We start from the raw sequence: 18,228 nt of genomic DNA, 5'->3' as shown, positions 1-18,228 counted from the left end.
AAGGCAAGCGGACGGGGGTAAGGCAGGCGGATGGGGGTAAGGCAGGCGGAAGGGGGGGGGCTGCTTCAGGAAAGGCCGAGGGCTTGGAGCATGGGTATGAACTTGGCCTCGGTCTCGGCCAGTTCGGCCTGCGGGTCCGAGTCCGCGACGATCCCGGCGCCCGCGAACAGGCGGATCTCCTCGGGGTGGGCGGGGTTGATGAACCCGCCGCGCAGGGCGATGGCCCATTCGCCGTCGCCGTCGGAATCCACCCAGCCGATGGGGCCGGCGTAGCGTCCCCGGTCCATGGATTCCAGCTCCGCGATGACCTCCCCGGCGAAGAAGGTGGGCGTGCCGCAGACGGCCGCCGACGGGTGCAGTGCGCCCGCCAGCGCCAGGGAGCTGATGTCGGGTTCCACCACGCCGGTGATGTCGGTGGCCAGGTGCATGACGTTGGGGAGGGTCAGCACGGAGGGGGCCTCGGGCACGTTCATGGCCGCGCAGTACGGTTCCAGGGCCTCGGCGACGGAGGCGACCGCGAACTCGTGCTCGGCTATGTCCTTGCCGGACCCGGCGAGCTGTTCGGCCCGGCGGAGCGGATCGGTGTGGCCGGGGTCCAGGGAGACGGTGCCCGCCAGGACGCGGGACGTGATCAGGGTGCGGTCGCGGCGGACCAGCAGTTCCGGGGTGGCGCCGACCATGCCGTCGACCAGGTAGTTCCAGGCCATCGGGTAGGCCTGCAGGAGTCTGCGCAGCACGTGGCGCGGGTCGATGGGGCCGTCGGTGACGGCCCGCAGGGAGCGGGCCAGCACCACCTTGCTGATCTCACGGGCGCGGATGCGTTCCACGGCCTTTGCGACGATGCCCGCCCAGTCCGGGCCGGACAGGCCGTCGGGGGCCAGCCGGACGTTCTCGGGGGGTGTGACGGGTTCGCCCCTGGCCGGCAGGTCCAGGCTGAGGCGGCCCTCGCTGATCCTGGTCATCCAGGCCTGCCCGCCGCGCCTGCCGATGATGGTTTCGGGGACGATCAGCACTGATCGGACGCGGGAACGATCCGGGTCGAAGGTGAAGGAGCCAACCGCCAGGGGGCCGGTGCCCCAGGCCCCCGGCAGTTCCGAGTCGTGGTCGGTGTGGGCACTGACCTCGCTCCACCAGACGTCAGCGGCGTCGGGGGAGTCGGTCTCGAAGCGGGCCACCTCGCCCAGCGTGACGAAGCCCTCGCCCCTCCTGAGGAACGCGGTGGCCCGCTCGGGGGTGAGGAATTGCGCGAGATCCCCCGGATCGTCGATGGCCACGGTCGTTGCGCGCAACCGTTTCGTCGCGAAGTCAAGGCTCACCCGGGGAACGATAGCTGAGGGGGGCTCAGGGAGGCCAGACGGACCAATCACCGAGATTGGGACATCGAGTCGGATAGGCGCGAATAACGAACGCTTTGCGTTGTCAAAAAACGGTGTATCGCCCCTAGTCGGAGGGGGTTTGCGGGGCATCTCGGGCTGGTTGGTGAGAAGGCTGCGTCACCCCATAGACTGAGGCCTGAAGTCCGGCTCAAAGCGACACGAACCGGGTTCCTGATATGCAAGGCGAGGAGAGTCGAATGCCAAAGGCGGAAGCCGACGTCATCGTCGTCGGTGCGGGCCCCGGTGGATCCGCGGCAGCGGCAAATCTGGCGCGGCGGGGACTGGGTGTCCTGCTGCTGGAGAAGACCCACTTCCCGCGGGAAAAGGTGTGCGGAGACGGGTTCACCCCCCGCACCACCCGGGCCTTGGTGCGCCTCGGCATCGACACCTCCGAGAAGGCCGGCTGGCTCCACAACAAGGGGTTGCGCGTCTACGGCGGGCGGGTTGAACCCTTCCAGCTGGACTGGCCGAAGCTGGCCGACTTCCCCTCCTACGGGCTGGTGAGGAAACGCGCCGACTTCGACGACCTGATGGCCAGGCACGCCGTCGGTTGTGGGGCCGAACTGGTCCAGGGGGCCAACGTGACCGAGGCGGTCCTGGATGACCGAACCGGCCGCATCGTCGGGGTGAGGACCCGGGACGGCAAGGAGTACCACGCCCCGCTGGTGGTGGCCGCCGACGGCAACTCCTCGCGCCTGTCGGTTTCCATGGGGCTGAACAAGCGTTCCGACCGCCCGATGGGGGTGGCCTACCGCGCCTACTACCGTTCCCCGCGCAGCAACGACGACTACCTCGAGTCGTGGCTGGAGCTGTGGGACGGCAAACCCCGCGAATCCACCCTGATGCCCGGCTACGGCTGGATCTTCGGAATGGGGGACGGCACCTGCAACGTCGGCCTCGGTGTCCTCAACACCTCCAGGTCCTTCCAGAAAACCGACTACCGGGAACTGATGAAACGCTGGCTCGCCAACACCCCCGAGGAGTGGGGTTTCCGGGAGGAGAACCGGCTCGGGAAGATCCAGGGGGCGGCCCTCCCGATGGCCTTCAACCGGCAGCCCGTCTACGGTCGCGGCCTGCTGCTGGTGGGCGACTCGGGCGGCATGGTCAACCCCTTCAACGGCGAGGGGATCGCCTACGCCATGGAGTCCGCGGAACTGGCGGCCGACGCCATCGCCCAGGCCCATGCACGCGGGGTCGGCACCGAGTCCGCCGAACAGGCCCTGCACGGCTACCGCACCCAGCTGAAGGCCCGTCTCGGCGGCTACTACCGGCTGGGAACCATCTTCGTGAAGCTGATCGGCGACCCGCGCGTGATGCACCTGTGCACCACCTACGGGCTGCCCCGCAAGACCCTGATGCGGTTCGTCATGAAGCTGCTGGCGAATCTCACCGACAGCCACGACGGGGATGTCATGGATCGTGTCATCAACGCCCTGTGCCGGGTGGCCCCGGCGGCGTGAGCAGGAAGACGGAAGGGAAGGAAGCGCTGTGAACCTCTACATTCCAATCGTCGGGATGGTGGTGCTGGCCACGGTTTTCGTGGCCGTGTCAATGATCCTGAGCGTCTTCGTCGGGCCCGGTCGCAGGAATCGCACCAAGTACGACTCCTACGAGTGCGGCATCCAACCCACCCCGCAGCCCGTCGGTGGGGGACGGTTCCCCGTGAAGTACTACGTGATCGCGATGCTGTTCATCATCTTCGACATCGAGATCGTCTTCCTCTACCCGTGGGCCGTCACCTACCACCAGCTCGGGCTCTTCGGGATCATCGCCATCGTCAGCTTCATCGTTACGGTGCTGGTGGCCTACTTCTACGTCAAACGCCGCGGCGGCCTGGACTGGGACTGAACAGGAGGACCACAGATGGGTATCGAGGAAAAACTTCCTTCCGGAATCCTGCTCACCACGGTCGAGGGGATCTTCGGTTGGGTGCGCAAGGCCTCGTTCTGGCCCGTGACCATGGGCCTGGCCTGCTGCGCCATCGAGATGATGGCCTACGCCACCCCCCGCTTCGACGCGGCGCGCTGGGGGCAGGAGGTCTTCCGCGCCTCACCGCGCCAGGCGGATCTGATGATCGTCTCCGGGCGGCTGTCGCAGAAGATGGCTCCCATCGTGCGGCAGGTCTACGACCAGATGCCGAACCCCAAGTGGGTGATCGCGATGGGCGCCTGCGCATCCTCGGGCGGCATGTTCAACAACTACGCCATCGTCCAGGGCTGCGACCACGTGGTACCCGTCGACATCTACGTGCCCGGCTGTCCGCCCCGCCCCGACATGCTGATCGACGCCATGTTCAAACTCCGCGAGGAGGTCTCCTCGCGTCCGATCGGCCCGAATGAGGCCGCCGCCATCGCGGCCCGCGAGGAGGCCGCCCTGGCCGCACCCGCGACCCACGAGCTGAAGGGACTCATGCGATGACCGAGATCCCCGGCGAGATCACCCCGAAGCGGAACGCACCCCAGGCCCCGGTGTTCGAGACGAAGGCCGGCATGTGGAGCCGCGGTTCCGGTGACACCTCCGGATACGGCCGCATCCAGCGGCAGATCTCCATGCCCGGCCAGACCCAGGGACCCTTCGGGGAGCCCTTCGACACCATCGTCGCCCGCGGGGCAGAACTCGTTCCCGCCCTGGCCGGCGGCCTGGTGCTGTTCGACCGCGGAGAGCTGACCATCTTCGTGCCCCGCGAACACCTCCGGGAGACCGTGAAGGCCTTCCGGGACGACGCCCAACTGCGTTTCGAGATCTGCGTGTCCGTCAGCGGGGTGCACTACCCGCAGCAGACCGGCGCGGAGCTGCACGTGGTCTACCACCTGCTCTCGATCACCCACAACCGCCGCGTCCGCCTCGAGGTGACCGCTCCCGACGGCGACCCCCACGTCCCGTCGGTGGTCGACACCTACCCGATGGCCGACTGGCACGAACGTGAGACCTGGGACATGTTCGGGATCCTGTTCGACGGCCACCCGTCGCTGACCCGCATCCTCATGCCCGACGACTGGGTCGGGCACCCGCAGCGCAAGGACTATCCGCTGGGCGGCATCGACATCCAGTACAAGGGCGCCACAGTGCCCGCCCCCGATCACCGGAGGACGTACAACTGATGAGCAACGACATCTTCGCCGCCACCGGCGAACCCAAGGCGGACCGGGTCTACCTGGCCCAGGGAGGCGACTGGGCGCAGATCGCCGCGGAGCAGGCCGAACGCGGGGACGAGACCATCGTGGTCAACATGGGGCCGCAGCACCCGTCCACCCACGGGGTGCTCCGCCTCATCCTGGAGATGGACGGCGAGACCGTCACCCACATCCGACCCGCCATCGGTTTCCTCCACACCGGCATCGAGAAGAACATGGAGTTCAAGACGTGGACCCAAGGGGTGGCCTTCTGCACCCGCATGGACTACGTCGCGCCGCTGTTCAACGAGGCCGTCTACTGCCTGGCCGTCGAGAAACTGCTCGGCATCACCGACGACATCCCGGAGCGCGCCTCCGTGCTGCGGGTGCTGACGATGGAACTGAACCGCATCGCCTCCCACCTGGTGGCGATGGGCACGGGCGGTATGGAGATCGGCGCCCTGACGGTGATGACCATCGCCTTCCGCGAACGCGAGATGATCCTCGACTTCCTGGAGGGGCTGACCGGCCTGCGCATGAACCACGCCTACATCCGTCCCGGCGGGGTGGCCAACGACCTGCAGGACGGCGGGCTGGAGCATCTGCGCACCGTCATCGCGTGGCTGAAGAAGCACCTGCCCGAGTACGCGACCTTCTGCAACGAGAACCCGATCTTCAAGCTGCGCATGCAGAACCTCGCCAAGATGGATCTCACCGCCTGCATGATGATGGGCGTCACCGGCCCGATCCTGCGCTCGACCGGCTATGAGTGGGACCTGCGCAGGGCGCAGCCCTACTGCGGCTACGAGACCTACGACTTCGACGTGGTCACCTGGGACACCCAGGATGCCTACGGGCGGTTCCGCATCCGCCTGGAGGAGACCTGGCAGTCGCTGAGGATCGTGGAGCAGTGCCTGGAACGCCTCGAACGCACCCAGGGCCAGCCCGTCATGGTGGGCGACGCGAAGATCGCCTGGCCGGCGTCGCTGGCCATCGGGCCCGACGGGCAGGGCAACAGCCACGAACACGTCAAACACATCATGGGCGAGTCGATGGAGGCCCTCATCCATCACTTCAAGATCGTCACCGAGGGATTCAAGGTGCCCGTCGGGCAGGTCTACCAGGCCGTCGAATCGCCCAAGGGTGAGCTGGGCTGCACCCTGGTCTCCGACGGCGGCACCCGCCCCTACCGCGCCCACTTCCGCGACCCGGGGTTCAACCATCTGCAGTCCGTGCCGCTGATGTGCGAGGGTGGGATGATCTCCGACGTCGTGGTGGCTGTGGCCAGCATCGACCCTGTTCTTGGAGGTGTGGACCGATGAGTGGTCATTTCGTCAGCGATTTCCCCGATTCCGGTTCGGTGGACTACTCGGACCAGTCCACCAACCTGGACGAGACGGCGATCGCCGAGCTGAAAGAACTGGCGGGGCGTTACCCGCAGCCGCGTTCCGCGCTGCTGCCGATGCTGCACCTGGTGCAGTCCTATGACGGCCGCATCAGCCCGCGCGGCATCGAGCTGTGCGCCGAGATCCTCGGGATCACCACGGCCCAGGTCTCCGGGGTGGCCACCTTCTACACCATGTTCAAGCGCAGGCCCGCCGGGCACCACCACCTGGGGGTGTGCACCACGGCCCTGTGCGCGGTCATGGGCGGCGACATCCTCATGGAACGGGCCAAGCAGCGGCTGGGCATCGACGAGGGCCAGACCACCCCGTGCGGGCGGGTCTCGCTGGAACGCCTGGAGTGCAACGCCGCCTGCGACTACGCGCCCGTGGCGATGGTCAACTGGGAGTTCTTCGACGACATGACCCCGGAGAAGCTCGACGAACTGATCGACGCGCTCATGAACGGCGACGAGGTGGTTTCCCCGCGCGGCGCCACCATCACGTCGTGGAAGAAGGCCGAACGGGTGCTCGCCGGCTTCCCCGACGGGCGCGCCGACGAGGGCCCATCCGCCGGGCACGCGTCCACCCTCGGCAGGCGGATCGCCGCCGAGAAGGGTTGGAGCGCACCCGACCCCGACAACCTGCCGGCCGCGCCCGAGGAGGAGACGAAGTGAGTGATCTGCTCGCCCCGGTCCTCAGTGACCAGTGGGGTCAGGACAAATCCTGGAAGCTCTCGCGCTACGAGGCCACGGGTGGTTACCGGGCGCTGCGCAAGGCCCTGCTCAGCATGAGCCAGGCCGAGGTGATCGCCCTGGTCAAGGACGCGGGTCTGCGCGGCCGGGGTGGCGCGGGTTTCCCGACGGGCATGAAGTGGAGCTTCGTGCCCCAGGACAACCCCAACCCGAAGTACCTGGTGGTCAACGCCGACGAATCGGAACCCGGCACCTGCAAGGACATGCCGCTGATGATGGCCTCCCCCCACACCCTCGTCGAGGGTGTGCTGATCGCCTCCTACGCCATCGGCTCCCACCAGGCGTTCATCTACTGCCGCGGTGAGGTGTTGCACGTGATCCGGCGGCTCCAGCAGGCCGTCAAGGAGGCCTACCAGGCCGGTTACGCGGGCAAGAACGTGCTTGGGTCCGGATACGACCTCGACGTCATGGTCCACGCCGGGGCCGGGGCCTACATCTGCGGCGAGGAGACCGCGCTGCTCGACTCCCTGGAGGGCAGGCGCGGCCAGCCGAGGCTGCGTCCCCCGTTCCCCGCCGTCGCGGGCCTGTACGCCTCCCCGACGGTCATCAACAACGTCGAGTCCATTTCCTCGGTGCCGTCGATCGTCAACAACGGGGCCGCGTGGTTCCAGGCGATGGGCACGGAGAAATCGAAGGGCATGACCATCTACTCCCTGTCCGGGCACGTCGCCCGTCCCGGGCAGTTCGAGGCCCCCATGGGCATCACGATGCGGCAGCTGCTGGACCTGTCGGGCGGCATCCGCGCGGGCCACGAGCTGAAGTTCTTCACCCCGGGTGGTTCCTCCACCCCGATCCTGACCCCCGAACACCTCGACATCCCCCTCGACTACGAGGGCATGGCCTCGGCGGGCACGATGCTCGGCACCAAAGCGCTCCAGGTCTTCGACGAGACCACCTCCGTGGTGCGCACCACCCTGCGGTGGGTGGAGTTCTACAAACACGAGTCGTGTGGCAAGTGCACCCCCTGCCGCGAGGGGTCGTGGTGGCTGGTGCAGCTGCTGATGAAGTTCGAGGCCGGCACCGCCGAGGAGGGCGACGTGGACAAACTCCTCGACGTCTGCACCAGCATCGGTGGCCGTTCGTTCTGCGCCCTGGCCGACGGTGCCGTCGCCTGCACGACCAGTGCGGTGCGCCATTTCCGTGCCGAGTTCGAGCAGGGCTACCACACGCCTGCCTGGGAGCTGTTCCCCTACGAACGCAGCGCGTTGTTCGCGACGGAAGGAGGCACCCGGTGAGCCAGCCAACAGACACCGCAGCCAAGGTGGCGCCGAAACCGGAACTCGTCACCCTCACCATCGACGACGTCCCGGTCAGTGTCCCGAAGGGAACCCTCATAATCCGGGCCGCCGAGATGATCGGCACCGCCATTCCCCGGTTCTGTGACCATCCGCTGCTGGACCCCGTCGGGGCCTGCCGCCAGTGCCTCGTCGAGATTCCCGACGCGGGCAACGGACGCGGTTTCCCCAAACCCCAGACCTCCTGCACCGTGCCGGTGGCCGAGGGCATGGTGGTGCGCACCCAGGTCAGCTCCCCCGTGGCGAAACGCGCCCAGGAGGGCATACTCGAGCTGCTGCTGATCAACCACCCGCTCGACTGCCCCATCTGTGACAAGGGCGGCGAGTGTCCCCTGCAGAACCAGTCGCTGAGCCACGGGTGTGGCGAGTCGCGCTACGGCGGGGTGAAACGCACCTACCCGAAACCGATCAACATCTCCGCGCAGATCCTCCTCGACCGGGAACGCTGCGTACTGTGTGCCCGCTGCACCCGGTTCTCGGAGCAGATCTCCGGGGATCCGTTCATCGCGCTGGTGGAGCGCGGGGCGCTGCAGCAGGTCGGGTTCTACGAGGACGAGCCCTACGACTCGTACTTCTCCGGCAATGTCGTGCAGATCTGCCCGGTGGGTGCGCTCACCTCGGCGGCCTACCGTTTCCAGGCGCGGCCGTTCGACCTGAAGTCGACCACCACGTCCTGCGACCACTGCGCGGGTGGCTGCGAGATCCGCGCCGACCACCGGCACCACCAGGTCAAGCGCCACCAGGCGGGCGACGATCCCGAGGTGAACGAGGAATGGCTCTGCGACAAGGGGCGTTTCGGTTTCGTCTCGGGACGTGGTGAGGACCGCCTGACCCGTCCGCTGGTCAGGCAGAACGGCATCCTGCAGGTCGCGAGCTGGCCCGAGGCCATCGACGCCGCCGTCGCCGGGTTGAAGGCCGCGGGAAGCGCGGTCGGTGTGCTGCCGGGCGGCCGGTTGACCGTCGAGAACGCCTACGCCTACTCGCGGTTCGCGCGCACCGTGCTCGGCACCAACAACATCGACTTCCGTTCCCGCGCCGCCTCCGAGGAGGAGGCCGAGTTCCTGGCCTCCCGTGTCGCGGGACGGGGAATGGACGTCACCTACTCGGATCTCGAGGCCGCCAAGCACGTGGTGCTGGTCAGCTACGAACCCGAGGACGAAACCTCCGTGGTGTTCCTGCGGCTCCGCAAGGCGGTGCGCAAGAACGGACTCAAGGTCACCACGCTCGCGCCGTTCGCATCCCGGGGAACGCAGAAACTCTCCGCGACGCTGATTCCCGTAGCACCCGGCGCCGAGGCACAGACCCTGGAGGCCATGGAGCTGGAGGAGGGCACCATCATCCTCGTCGGTGAACGGGCCGCCTGCCAGCCGGGTCTGCTGTCCGAGATCTCCTCCAAGGCGATCCGCAGCGGGGCACGCCTGGCGTGGATGCCGCGCCGCGCCGGTGACATGGGTGCCATCGCGGCGGGCTGCCTGCCGGGCCTGCTGCCGGGTGGCCGTCCCATTTCCTCGGCGAAGGCGCGGGTTGACATGGCCGCGGCCTGGGGGGTTGACACGCTGCCGACCGACCCCGGCCTGAGTGCGGCCGAACAGTTCGCCTCGGCGCAGGAGGGACACCTGAAGGCGTTCCTCGTGGCGGGAGTCGACCCCTACGACATGCCGGAGGCCGACTCCGCCCTGCACGCGCTGCGCAAGAGCTTCGTGGTGCACATCTCCACTCGCGCCAACGCCGTGACCGATGTCGCCGACGTGGTCTTCCCGGCCTGCCTGATTGAGGAACAGGCCGGGCACTTCCTGAACTGGGAGCAGCGCATCCGGCCCGTCGCCCTGGTCAACGAGGGCACCAAACATCCCATGAGCGATCTGCGGATCCTCTCGGCCTTGGCCGACGCCATGGGATCCGACCTCGGGTTCCGCACCTCCGCGGCCGCCTGGGCCGACTTCCAGGAGCTCGGGCCCTGGGAGGGGGAGCGGGTCGCGGTTCCGCGCGAATTCGACGCCGGGGTGACGCAGGGCGGTGTCGTGGTCGCCTCCTGGCGGGAGGCCCTCGACGCCACCAGCGGCATCGACTTCGAGGTCGCGCTGCGCAGGACCGCCCGGCCCGCGGTCGCCCGGATGTCACCGGCGACCGCAGCCGCGTTCGGGATCGGCGAGATGTGTTTGATCGAGGCCCCCGGGTCCTCGCAGCTGCTTCCCGTCCAGCTCACGGAGATGGTCGACGGGGTGGTGTGGGTGCCGATGAATCCCGGGGAACCCGGCCGTCTCGGCGTGGTGCCCGGTTCCATCGTGACCCTGACACCCGCCTCCAGCGATGAAGGAGATCAGGCATGAACGTGTTCTTCCAGGATCCCTGGTGGCTCATCGCCATCAAGGTTCTCGCCCTGTTCGTGATCCTGCTGCTGTGGACGATCTTCAACGTCTGGTACGAGCGGCGCCTGGTCGGCAAGATGCAGCACCGCCTCGGCCCGATCATGCACGGTCCCTTCGGTTTGGCCCAGGCGCTCGCCGACGGCATGAAGCTGCTCGTGAAAGAGGATTTCCGGCCGCAGCACACCGACAAGTGGGTGTTCAACCTGGCACCCATCCTCACCGGCATGGCGGCCTTCACCACCTGGACGGTGATCCCGTTCGGCGGTCAGGTGGAGATCTTCGGGGTCCCCACCCGCCTCCAGGTCACCGACCTGCCGGTGGCGGTGCTGTTCGTGCTGGCCATCGCCTCCATCGGCATTTACGGCATCGTGCTGGCGGGGTGGGCGTCGAGTTCCACCTACGCCTTCCTGGGCGCGATGCGCAGCTCCGCGCAGATGATCTCCTACGAGATCGCGATGGGGCTGTCCATCGTCGGGGTGTTCCTGCAGGCGGGCACCATGTCCACCTACGGCATCGTCGAGGCGCAGCGCACGCCGATCATCTTCCGGCTGCCGTTCGTGGAGGGCGAGGCGAACATCGGGATGATGGGCTGGTACGCGCTGCTGCTGGCTCCTTCGTTCGTGATCTACGGCATCGCGATGGTGGGCGAGACCAACCGGGCCCCCTTCGACCTGCCCGAGTGTGAGTCCGAACTGGTCTCCGGCTATCTGACCGAATACTCCGGTTTCCGCTACGCCATGTTCTTCCTGGCGGAGTACATCAACATGGCCACGGTCTCCGCGGTGTGCACGACCCTGTTCCTGGGCGGCTACCTGCCCTTCTGGCCGCTCAACCTCATCGAACCCCTCAACAACGCGTGGCTCGGCCCGATCTGGTTCGTCATCAAGGTGCAGCTGCTGTTCTCCGTGTTCGTGTGGCTGCGCGGCACCCTGCCCCGGTTCCGCTACGACCAGTTCATGGACCTGGGCTGGAAGCGGCTGATCCCGATCTCCCTGCTGTGGATCGTGATGATCGCGCTCGCGCCGCGCTACACCCTCGCGCTGGCCGTCGCGCTCGTGGCGATCCTGGTGGCCTTCGCGCCGAGGAAGAAGGAACCCGAACGGGTGCCCCCGGTGGATCCGAATGAGCCCTTCGACGCCTTCGCGGGCGGCTATCCGGTGCCGCCCAGGCCCGGGCAGGTGCTGCCCGAGCTGGCGGGGGTGATCCGGTCCGAAATCGTTGAGCCGACCGAGAACGAGGAGAAGTAATGGGAATCTTCGATCCGTGGGCCGGGTTCGGCATCACCCTCCACACCATCTTCCGCAAGACCTTCACGCAGGGCTACCCGCAGAAGGGCAAGGAGAAGGTGACGTTGCCGCGCTTCCACGGCCGGCATCAGCTCAACCGCTGGCCCGACGGCCTGGAGAAGTGCGTCGGCTGCGAGTTGTGCGCCTGGGCCTGCCCCGCCGACGCCATCTACGTCGAGGGCGCCGACAACACCGACGAGCAGCGGTTCTCGCCGGGGGAGCGGTTCGGGCACGTCTACCAGATCAACTACCTGCGCTGCATCTTCTGCGGGATGTGCATCGAGGCCTGCCCCACGCGCGCCCTGACCATGACCAACGAGTTCAAGCTCGCCGACAAGACCCGCGGGAAACTGATCTACGAGAAGCAGGACCTCCTGGCGCCTCTGGTGGCGGGCATGGAGCAGCCCCCGCATCCGCGTCGCCTCGGCGACAACGAGAAGGCCTACTTCCTGGGGCTGCCGCCCACCGGCCAGCCCGACACCCGAACGGCACCCGAGCAAGGAGTGGTGAAATGATTCCCCTTCCCCCGCTGACGGGTGAGGTCGTCGCCTTCGTGGTGTGCGCGCCGATCATGGTGCTGCTCGCCATCGGCATCGTCGTCGCCCGCAAACCCGTTCACTCGGCCCTCTGCATGGCCGGGGTGATGGTGGGGCTCGCGGTCCTCTACGCCGCCCAGGACGCCCCGTTCCTGTTCGTGGTGCAGATCATCGTCTACACGGGCGCCATCCTGATGCTGTTCCTGTTCGTTGTGATGCTGATCGGCGTCGACAGCCGCGACTCCGTGGTGGAGACCCTCAGGGGCCAGCGGGTGGCGGGCATCCTGGCGGTGCTCGGCCTGGCGGGTCTGCTGGTGTTCGCCGTCGGGCAGGCGGCCTTCGTCGGCGGCCCGGTGGGGCTGACGCAGGCCAACGAGGTCCAGGGTGGCAACACCCAGGGCGTGGCCGCCCTGCTGTTCTCCCGCTACGTCGTGCTGCTGGAGGCCACCTCGGCGCTGCTGATCACCGCGGCGGTGGGCGCCATGGTGCTGGCCCACGGCGACCGGCTCCGCGAGCCGAGGCGCCAGGCCGAGCACATGGAGGCCCGTGTCGAACGCTACGCGGTCGGTGGCGTGCACCCGGGTCCGGACCCGAACTCCGGCGTCTACGCCCGTTCCAACGCCATTCATGCGCCCGCGCTGCTTCCCGACGGCACCGTTGCCGAGAAGTCGGTGAGCCGCACCCTGACCACCCGTGGCGCGGTGGTGGCGGTCGACGACCTGCGCAACCCGACGACAACCACCTTCGGTGAGATCAAGAAGGTTGCCGCTGAACTGGAAGGAGAGGCCAAGTGAGCACCGAAGCCTACCTGGTGCTGGCGGCGCTGCTGTTCGCCGTCGGCGCACTCGGATTCCTGCTGCGTCGCAACGCGCTCATCGCCTTCATGAGCGTGGAGTTGATGCTCAACGCCGCGAACCTGGTGTTCGTGACCTTCGCCCGCCAGCACGGCGGACTCGACGGTCAGGTGGCGTCCTTCTTCGTCATGGTGGTGGCCGCCGCCGAGGTCGTGGTCGGCCTGGCCATCATCGTCGCCGTCTACCGCGCCCGTCGCTCGGCCTCCGTCGACGACGCGAACCTGCTGAAGTTCTGAGGAGGCTGCCGTGCTGTTGTTGGAAACCATGGCGACGGTACCCGCAACGGGGCTGTTCAGCCTCGCCTGGCTCCTGATCGCGATTCCCCTGGCCGGGGCGGCGCTGCTGCTGGTCCTCGGGCGTTTGTCCGACTCGTGGGGGCACTGGCTGGCGACCGCCTGCTGCCTGGCATCGTTCACCATCGGGGTGCTGCTGTTCAGCTCGATGCTGGGCGCCGACGAGGGGCAGCGGGCCGTCACCGTTCACCTCTACGACTGGATCAGCACCGGATCCTGGAACCTCAGCTTCGGGATGCTGATCGATCAGCTGTCGATCCTGTTCGTGCTGCTCATCACCGGCGTCGGGTCGCTGATCCACATCTACTCGATCGGCTACATGGCCCACGACGAGCGGCGCCGCAGGTTCTTCGCCTACCTGAACCTTTTCATCGCGGCGATGCTCACGCTGGTGCTGGCCGACAGCTACCTGGTGCTGTTCCTCGGCTGGGAGGGCGTCGGTCTGGCCTCCTACCTGCTGATCTCCTTCTGGCAGCACAAACCCTCCGCGGCCGCCGCGGGCCGCAAGGCGTTCGTCGTCAACCGCGTCGGCGACCTGGGAATGTCGATGGCCATCTTCACGATGCTGTCGCTGTTCGGCAGCACCGCCTTCTCCCAGGTCAACGCGGGCATGCCGCGGGCCGGCCTCGCCACCGCCACGCTGCTCGGTTTCCTGCTGCTGCTCGCGGCGTGCGGTAAATCGGCGCAGGTGCCGTTGCAGTCGTGGCTGCTCGACGCCATGGAGGGCCCCACCCCGGTCTCCGCCCTGATCCACGCCGCGACCATGGTCACCGCGGGCGTCTACCTGGTGGTGCGCAGCCATGCGATCTACGAGATCAGCGAGGCCGCCACCCTGGCGGTCGCGATCGTGGGTGTCGTGACGCTGCTGGCGGGCGCCTGGATCGGTACCGCCAAGGACGACATCAAGAAGGTCCTGGCCGGTTCCACCATGTCGCAGATCGGCTACATGATGCTGGCCGCGGGCCTCGGGCCGGTGGGCGCGGCCTTCGCGATCTTCCACCTGCTCACCCACGGTTTCTTCAAGGCGAACATGTTCCTCGGTGCCGGGTCCGTGATGCACGGCATGAACGACGACGTGAACATGCGCAACTTCGGGGCCCTGGCCAGGGCGATGCGGTGGACCTTCCTGACCTTCGCCATGGGGTATCTGGCCATCATCGGGTTCCCGTTCACCGCCGGCTTCTACTCCAAGGATCACATCATTGAGGCCGCTTTCGAACGCAACATCATCCTGGGTGTCCTGGCGCTCATCGGCGCGGGCATCACCGCGTACTACATGACGCGCCTGATGATGATGACCTTCCTGGGGCGCCGCCGCTGGGAGGAGGACGTGCACCCGCACGAATCCCCGGCCGTGATGACCGTCCCGCTGGTGATCCTGGCCATCGCCTCGCTGGGCGCCGGCCTGCTGATGAACAACTGGATCCAGGGGTGGCTGGCCCCGGCCACCGGGGCGCATCCCCACGAGACCAGCCTGCTGGCCTTCAGCTGGATCGGTGTGATCACGCTGGTCGTCGTGGCGGCGGGCGTCGCGCTCGGCTGGTGGCTGCACAGCGGTCTCATCCCGAAACAGGCACCGAGGACCCGCAACCCGCTGGTGCTGATCGGTCGCAACGACCTCTACGGGGATGCCGTGAACACCTACGCGGTGATCTGGCCCGTGGCCGGGATCTCCACCGCCCTGAGCCTCGCGGACCAGGGTGTGGTCGACGGTCTCGTCCGGGGTTCCGGGTACGGAACGAGAGGCCTGGCGGGCCTGTTGCGGAAGGCACAGAACGGCTATTCCCGCACCTACGGTCTGACGCTGGTGATCGGCGTCGTGATCCTCGGGGCCATCGTGGTTTTCGGGCAGCTGGTCTGAGGAAGGAAGAACTCACGTGATCAACGACTCGATTCCCCTCCTGAGCATTCTCGCGCTGCTGCCGCTGCTCGGCGCCCTGGTCCTGACGTGCGTGCGCGGCGCCGCCGCCCGCGCCGTCGGCCTGTGTTTCGCCTTCGCGACCACCGGTCTCGGCGTGGTCGCCTTCGTCCTGGGGCTCGGCAACCAGCTGTCGGAGACGCTGCCGTGGATCCGGATGATCGGCGCCTCCTACGCCCTGGAACTGGACCCCATGAGCGCCATCATGGTGCTGCTGACCGTCATCCTCACCCCGCTGGTGCTGATCGCGGAGTGGCACGTCGGAGAAGCGGAGGGGGCCCGCTGGTCGACGCGGACCTTCTTCGCCCTCGCCCTGGCGCTGGAAGGGCTCTCCCTCCTGGTGTTCCTGGCCAGCGACGTGCTGCTGTTCTACGTGATGTTCGAGGCCACGCTGATCCCGATGTACTTCATGATCTCGGGTTTCGGCGGGCCGGAACGGGCCGCGGCGGCCGTGAAATTCCTGCTGTTCTCGCTGGCCGGTGGTCTGGTGATGCTGGTTGGTGTCGCCGGGCTGTACGCGGTCTCCGCGGGGGCGGGGGAGCCCAGCTTCCTGATCCGCGACCTGATGGCCCTCGACCTGGGTGGTGACCTCGGCCACTGGTTGTTCGCGGCGTTCTTCTTCGCGTTCGCGGTGAAGGCGCCCATGGCGGGCCTGCACACCTGGCTGCCGGACACCGCCGAGCAGGCCACCACGGGGTCGTCGACGATGCTGGTCGGCATCCTCGACAAGATCGGCACCTTCGGGATGATCAAGATCTGCCTGACAATCTTCCCCGAGGCCTCGCACTGGGCCACGCCCTTCATCCTGGTCTGGGCGGTGGTCTCGATGTTCTACGGCGCCCTCATGGCGCTCGGCAGCCCCGACCTGCTGCGGTTCGTGTCCTACACCTCCGTCAGCCACTTCGGTTTCATGGTGTTCGGGGTGTTCGCGCTGACCACGCAGTCGCTGAGCGGGTCGATCTTCTACATGCTGAACCACGGCTTCTCCACTGCGGCGCTGTTCCTGGTCGTCGGTTTCCTCGTGAAACGCCGCGGCACCGCCGCCATCGAGGCCTACGGGGGGGTGCAGAAAACCGCTCCGGTGCTGGCCGGTTTCCTGCTGATGTCGGGTCTTTCGGTGCTCGCCCTGCCCGGTATGTCCAGCTTCGTCTCGGAGTTCCTGGTGCTGGCCGGTTCCTGGCAGCGCCACCCGGTGCACGCCGCGGTGCTCACCCTCGGAATGGTGCTGGCCGCGGCCTACGTGCTCACCGTCTACAAGAGAACCATGACCGGTTCCGTACCCGACGAGGTGCGCAAACGCGTCGCCAAGGACCTGAACCTGCGTGAACGCCTCGCGGTGGCGCCGCTGCTGGTGCTGCTGATCTTCTTCGGTTTCTTCCCGAAGCCGCTGCTCCAGGTGGCCGATGACGCGGCACGGCACGTGATGCAGACCGCCGGTGAGACCGATCCCGCCCCCACGATCCAGGGAGAGAACTGATGAGCCCGCTTGAGATCACTGTTCCGGTCATGGATTGGATGCTCGAGGCGCCCCTGATCGTGCTGCTGGTCGGCGCCACCCTGGGGGTGCTCGTCGAGGCCGTGGTTCCCCGCGATTACCGCTACCCCGTGCAGGCGGGGCTGGCGATGCTCACGGTCATCACGGCCATGGGGTTCACCGTCCACAACTGGGTGGTCGGGGACTTCAAGGTCGTCGCGCCCGGGAACATCGCCGCGGACGGGCCGACGTACTTCTTCTGGACGCTGCTGTTGCTGGTCGGTCTGGGCGGGGTGGCGTTGTTCGCCGAACGCGTCGTGGCGGGAGGGGTGTCGGCCTTCGCCGCATCCGCCGCCACCGTGCCGGGTTCACCGATGGAGCGGGAGGCCGAACGCCAGAACCGCGAGCACACCGAGATTTTCCCGCTGATCCTGTTCGCGCTGTTCGGGATGCTGCTGTTCGCGGCCGCCGACGACCTCTTGACGCTGTTCGTCGCACTCGAGATCTTCTCCCTGCCGCTGTACCTGCTCTCCGGGATGGCGCGGCGCCGCCGCTGGCTCAGCCAGGAGGCCGCGCTGAAATACTTCCTGCTCGGTGCGTTCAGTTCTGCGTTCTTCCTGTTCGGTGTGGCGCTGCTGTACGGCTACGCGGGTACCTTCGCCTACGCCGGTGTGGCGCAGGCCATCGTCACCGACGAGTCGCCGCGGGTGCTGCTGCTGGCGGGTCTGGTGATGCTGGCCGTCGGGCTGCTTTTCAAGGTGGGTGCGGTTCCGTTCCACACCTGGACACCGGATGTCTACACCGGTGCCCCGACCCCCGTCACCGGGTTCATGGCGATCGCCACCAAGACGGCGGCCGTGGCCGCGCTGCTCCGGGTGTTCTACGTGGCCCTGGGCGGGGCGCGTTGGGACTGGCAGCCGATCATCGCCATCGTGGCGGTCGTGACCATGGTGGTCGGTGCGGTGGTGGGCCTGGTTCAGCAGGACATCAAACGCCTGCTGGCCTACTCGTCGATCGCCCACGCCGGGTTCATCCTGGCTGGTTTCGTCGCCGCGGTCGGTGCCACGGCCGAGGGTGGTGTCTCGTCGGTCGGGTCCATCTCCTTCTACCTGCTGGCCTACGGGTTCGCGACCCTCGGTGGGTTCGGGATCATCACGATGGTTCGGCGGGCCGGGGGAGAGGCGAACGGGATCGCCGCCTGGCAGGGTCTGGGACGGACCAGCCCGTTCGTCGCCGGGGTCATGACCCTGTTCCTGCTCAGCTTCGCCGGTATCCCGCTGACCGCGGGTTTCGTCGGCAAACTGGTGGTTTTCGCCGCTGCCTGGCAGGGCGGGTATGGCTGGCTGGTTCTGGTCGCGGTGATCGCAAGCCTCGTGGCCGCCTTCTTCTACCTGAAGGTCGTGGTGGCGATGTGGTTCAAGGAACCCGAACGCGGCGAACAGGGCAGGGTGGCCGGGGCCTCCGGCTGGACTTGGATCGTTGTCGCCGTGTCCGCTGTGGCGACGGTCATCCTTGGTCTGGTTCCGGGTAGCATTCTTGATCTGGCGGCCGGAGCCGCCCAGTTCATCCGCTGACCC

16 protein-coding genes are annotated in these 18,228 nt (G+C 67.5%); 15 read left to right on the top strand and 1 reads right to left on the bottom strand.

The genetic code is table 11. The annotated features are described in order from the left end of the window. Nucleotides 1-65 precede the first annotated feature (65 nt). Nucleotides 66-1,316 carry an isochorismate synthase gene (locus tag ACO6D6_RS14355; RefSeq protein WP_484785926.1) on the bottom strand — a complete coding sequence of 417 codons (1,251 nt, stop codon included), beginning with the start codon at nucleotides 1,314-1,316 and terminating at the stop codon, nucleotides 66-68. A 257-nt stretch (nucleotides 1,317-1,573) separates the two neighbouring features. Between ACO6D6_RS14355 and ACO6D6_RS14350 the strand changes: the two genes are divergently transcribed. The 15 genes from ACO6D6_RS14350 to nuoN are packed head-to-tail and all read left to right on the top strand — an operon-like array spanning nucleotide 1,574 to nucleotide 18,225. Continuing rightward, on the top strand, nucleotides 1,574-2,836 hold the full coding sequence (locus ACO6D6_RS14350) for a geranylgeranyl reductase family protein (protein ID WP_484785925.1): 1,263 nt from the start codon (nucleotides 1,574-1,576) through the stop codon (nucleotides 2,834-2,836). 28 nt (nucleotides 2,837-2,864) lie between these two features. Beyond that, nucleotides 2,865-3,224, top strand: a complete 360-nt coding sequence (locus ACO6D6_RS14345) for an NADH-quinone oxidoreductase subunit A (RefSeq protein WP_484785924.1) — start codon at nucleotides 2,865-2,867, stop codon at nucleotides 3,222-3,224. Between the two features lie 15 nt (nucleotides 3,225-3,239). Then, nucleotides 3,240-3,794: a NuoB/complex I 20 kDa subunit family protein gene (locus ACO6D6_RS14340; protein WP_484785923.1), complete on the top strand. Its 555-nt coding sequence runs from the start codon at nucleotides 3,240-3,242 to the stop codon at nucleotides 3,792-3,794. Further along, nucleotides 3,791-4,477, top strand: a complete 687-nt coding sequence (locus ACO6D6_RS14335) for an NADH-quinone oxidoreductase subunit C (RefSeq protein WP_484785922.1) — start codon at nucleotides 3,791-3,793, stop codon at nucleotides 4,475-4,477. Before ACO6D6_RS14340 ends, ACO6D6_RS14335 begins: the two co-directional genes overlap by 4 nt. After that, a complete protein-coding gene (locus tag ACO6D6_RS14330) occupies nucleotides 4,477-5,811 on the top strand; it encodes an NADH-quinone oxidoreductase subunit D (protein ID WP_484785921.1) in 1,335 nt (444 codons plus the stop codon). The genes ACO6D6_RS14335 and ACO6D6_RS14330 overlap by 1 nt, the downstream gene beginning before the upstream one ends. Further along, nucleotides 5,808-6,548 carry an NADH-quinone oxidoreductase subunit NuoE gene (gene nuoE, locus ACO6D6_RS14325; RefSeq protein WP_484785920.1) on the top strand — a complete coding sequence of 247 codons (741 nt, stop codon included), beginning with the start codon at nucleotides 5,808-5,810 and terminating at the stop codon, nucleotides 6,546-6,548. The genes ACO6D6_RS14330 and nuoE overlap by 4 nt, the downstream gene beginning before the upstream one ends. Beyond that, nucleotides 6,545-7,861, top strand: coding sequence for an NADH-quinone oxidoreductase subunit NuoF (nuoF, locus tag ACO6D6_RS14320; RefSeq protein WP_484785919.1), 1,317 nt, complete (start codon nucleotides 6,545-6,547; stop codon nucleotides 7,859-7,861). The genes nuoE and nuoF overlap by 4 nt, the downstream gene beginning before the upstream one ends. Next, entirely contained in the window at nucleotides 7,858-10,251 is a 2,394-nt protein-coding gene (locus ACO6D6_RS14315; protein WP_484785918.1) for an NADH-quinone oxidoreductase subunit G, read from the top strand. The genes nuoF and ACO6D6_RS14315 overlap by 4 nt, the downstream gene beginning before the upstream one ends. Next, nucleotides 10,248-11,537 (top strand): NADH-quinone oxidoreductase subunit NuoH, encoded by a 1,290-nt coding sequence (gene nuoH, locus ACO6D6_RS14310; protein WP_484785917.1) that lies wholly within the window; start codon nucleotides 10,248-10,250, stop codon nucleotides 11,535-11,537. The genes ACO6D6_RS14315 and nuoH overlap by 4 nt, the downstream gene beginning before the upstream one ends. Next, nucleotides 11,537-12,091: an NADH-quinone oxidoreductase subunit NuoI gene (gene nuoI / locus ACO6D6_RS14305; protein ID WP_484785916.1), complete on the top strand. Its 555-nt coding sequence runs from the start codon at nucleotides 11,537-11,539 to the stop codon at nucleotides 12,089-12,091. The genes nuoH and nuoI overlap by 1 nt, the downstream gene beginning before the upstream one ends. After that, nucleotides 12,088-12,906: an NADH-quinone oxidoreductase subunit J gene (locus ACO6D6_RS14300; protein ID WP_484785915.1), complete on the top strand. Its 819-nt coding sequence runs from the start codon at nucleotides 12,088-12,090 to the stop codon at nucleotides 12,904-12,906. Before nuoI ends, ACO6D6_RS14300 begins: the two co-directional genes overlap by 4 nt. Continuing rightward, the gene (nuoK, locus tag ACO6D6_RS14295; RefSeq protein WP_484785914.1) at nucleotides 12,903-13,202 is read left to right on the top strand and encodes an NADH-quinone oxidoreductase subunit NuoK; all 300 of its coding nucleotides are present in this window, start codon (nucleotides 12,903-12,905) and stop codon (nucleotides 13,200-13,202) included. The genes ACO6D6_RS14300 and nuoK overlap by 4 nt, the downstream gene beginning before the upstream one ends. A 28-nt stretch (nucleotides 13,203-13,230) precedes the next feature. Further along, nucleotides 13,231-15,120, top strand: a complete 1,890-nt coding sequence (gene nuoL, locus ACO6D6_RS14290; protein WP_484785928.1) for an NADH-quinone oxidoreductase subunit L — start codon at nucleotides 13,231-13,233, stop codon at nucleotides 15,118-15,120. 16 nt (nucleotides 15,121-15,136) lie between these two features. Further along, complete coding sequence (locus ACO6D6_RS14285; RefSeq protein WP_484785913.1) at nucleotides 15,137-16,654, top strand: NADH-quinone oxidoreductase subunit M; 1,518 nt, start codon at nucleotides 15,137-15,139, stop codon at nucleotides 16,652-16,654. Then, the gene (nuoN, locus tag ACO6D6_RS14280) at nucleotides 16,654-18,225 is read left to right on the top strand and encodes an NADH-quinone oxidoreductase subunit NuoN (RefSeq protein WP_484785912.1); all 1,572 of its coding nucleotides are present in this window, start codon (nucleotides 16,654-16,656) and stop codon (nucleotides 18,223-18,225) included. The genes ACO6D6_RS14285 and nuoN overlap by 1 nt, the downstream gene beginning before the upstream one ends. Nucleotides 18,226-18,228: the final 3 nt, after the last annotated feature.

The organism is Arachnia sp., assembly GCF_057238465.1.
Note: the sequence above shows the minus strand (reverse complement) of the source record. Positions and strands in the feature narration are given on the sequence as shown.

Bases quoted from the DNA above. Each gene is read 5' to 3' on its own strand.
- ACO6D6_RS14350 (WP_484785925.1), top strand. From the start codon at position 1,574: ATGCCAAAGGCGGAAGCCGACGTCATCGTCGTCGGTGCGGGCCCCGGT.
- ACO6D6_RS14340 (WP_484785923.1), top strand. From the start codon at position 3,240: ATGGGTATCGAGGAAAAACTTCCTTCCGGAATCCTGCTCACCACGGTC.
- ACO6D6_RS14335 (WP_484785922.1), top strand. From the start codon at position 3,791: ATGACCGAGATCCCCGGCGAGATCACCCCGAAGCGGAACGCACCCCAG.
- ACO6D6_RS14330 (WP_484785921.1), top strand. From the start codon at position 4,477: ATGAGCAACGACATCTTCGCCGCCACCGGCGAACCCAAGGCGGACCGG.
- nuoE (WP_484785920.1), top strand. From the start codon at position 5,808: ATGAGTGGTCATTTCGTCAGCGATTTCCCCGATTCCGGTTCGGTGGAC.
- nuoH (WP_484785917.1), top strand. From the start codon at position 10,248: ATGAACGTGTTCTTCCAGGATCCCTGGTGGCTCATCGCCATCAAGGTT.
- nuoI (WP_484785916.1), top strand. From the start codon at position 11,537: ATGGGAATCTTCGATCCGTGGGCCGGGTTCGGCATCACCCTCCACACC.
- ACO6D6_RS14300 (WP_484785915.1), top strand. From the start codon at position 12,088: ATGATTCCCCTTCCCCCGCTGACGGGTGAGGTCGTCGCCTTCGTGGTG.
- nuoL (WP_484785928.1), top strand. From the start codon at position 13,231: ATGGCGACGGTACCCGCAACGGGGCTGTTCAGCCTCGCCTGGCTCCTG.
- nuoN (WP_484785912.1), top strand. From the start codon at position 16,654: ATGAGCCCGCTTGAGATCACTGTTCCGGTCATGGATTGGATGCTCGAG.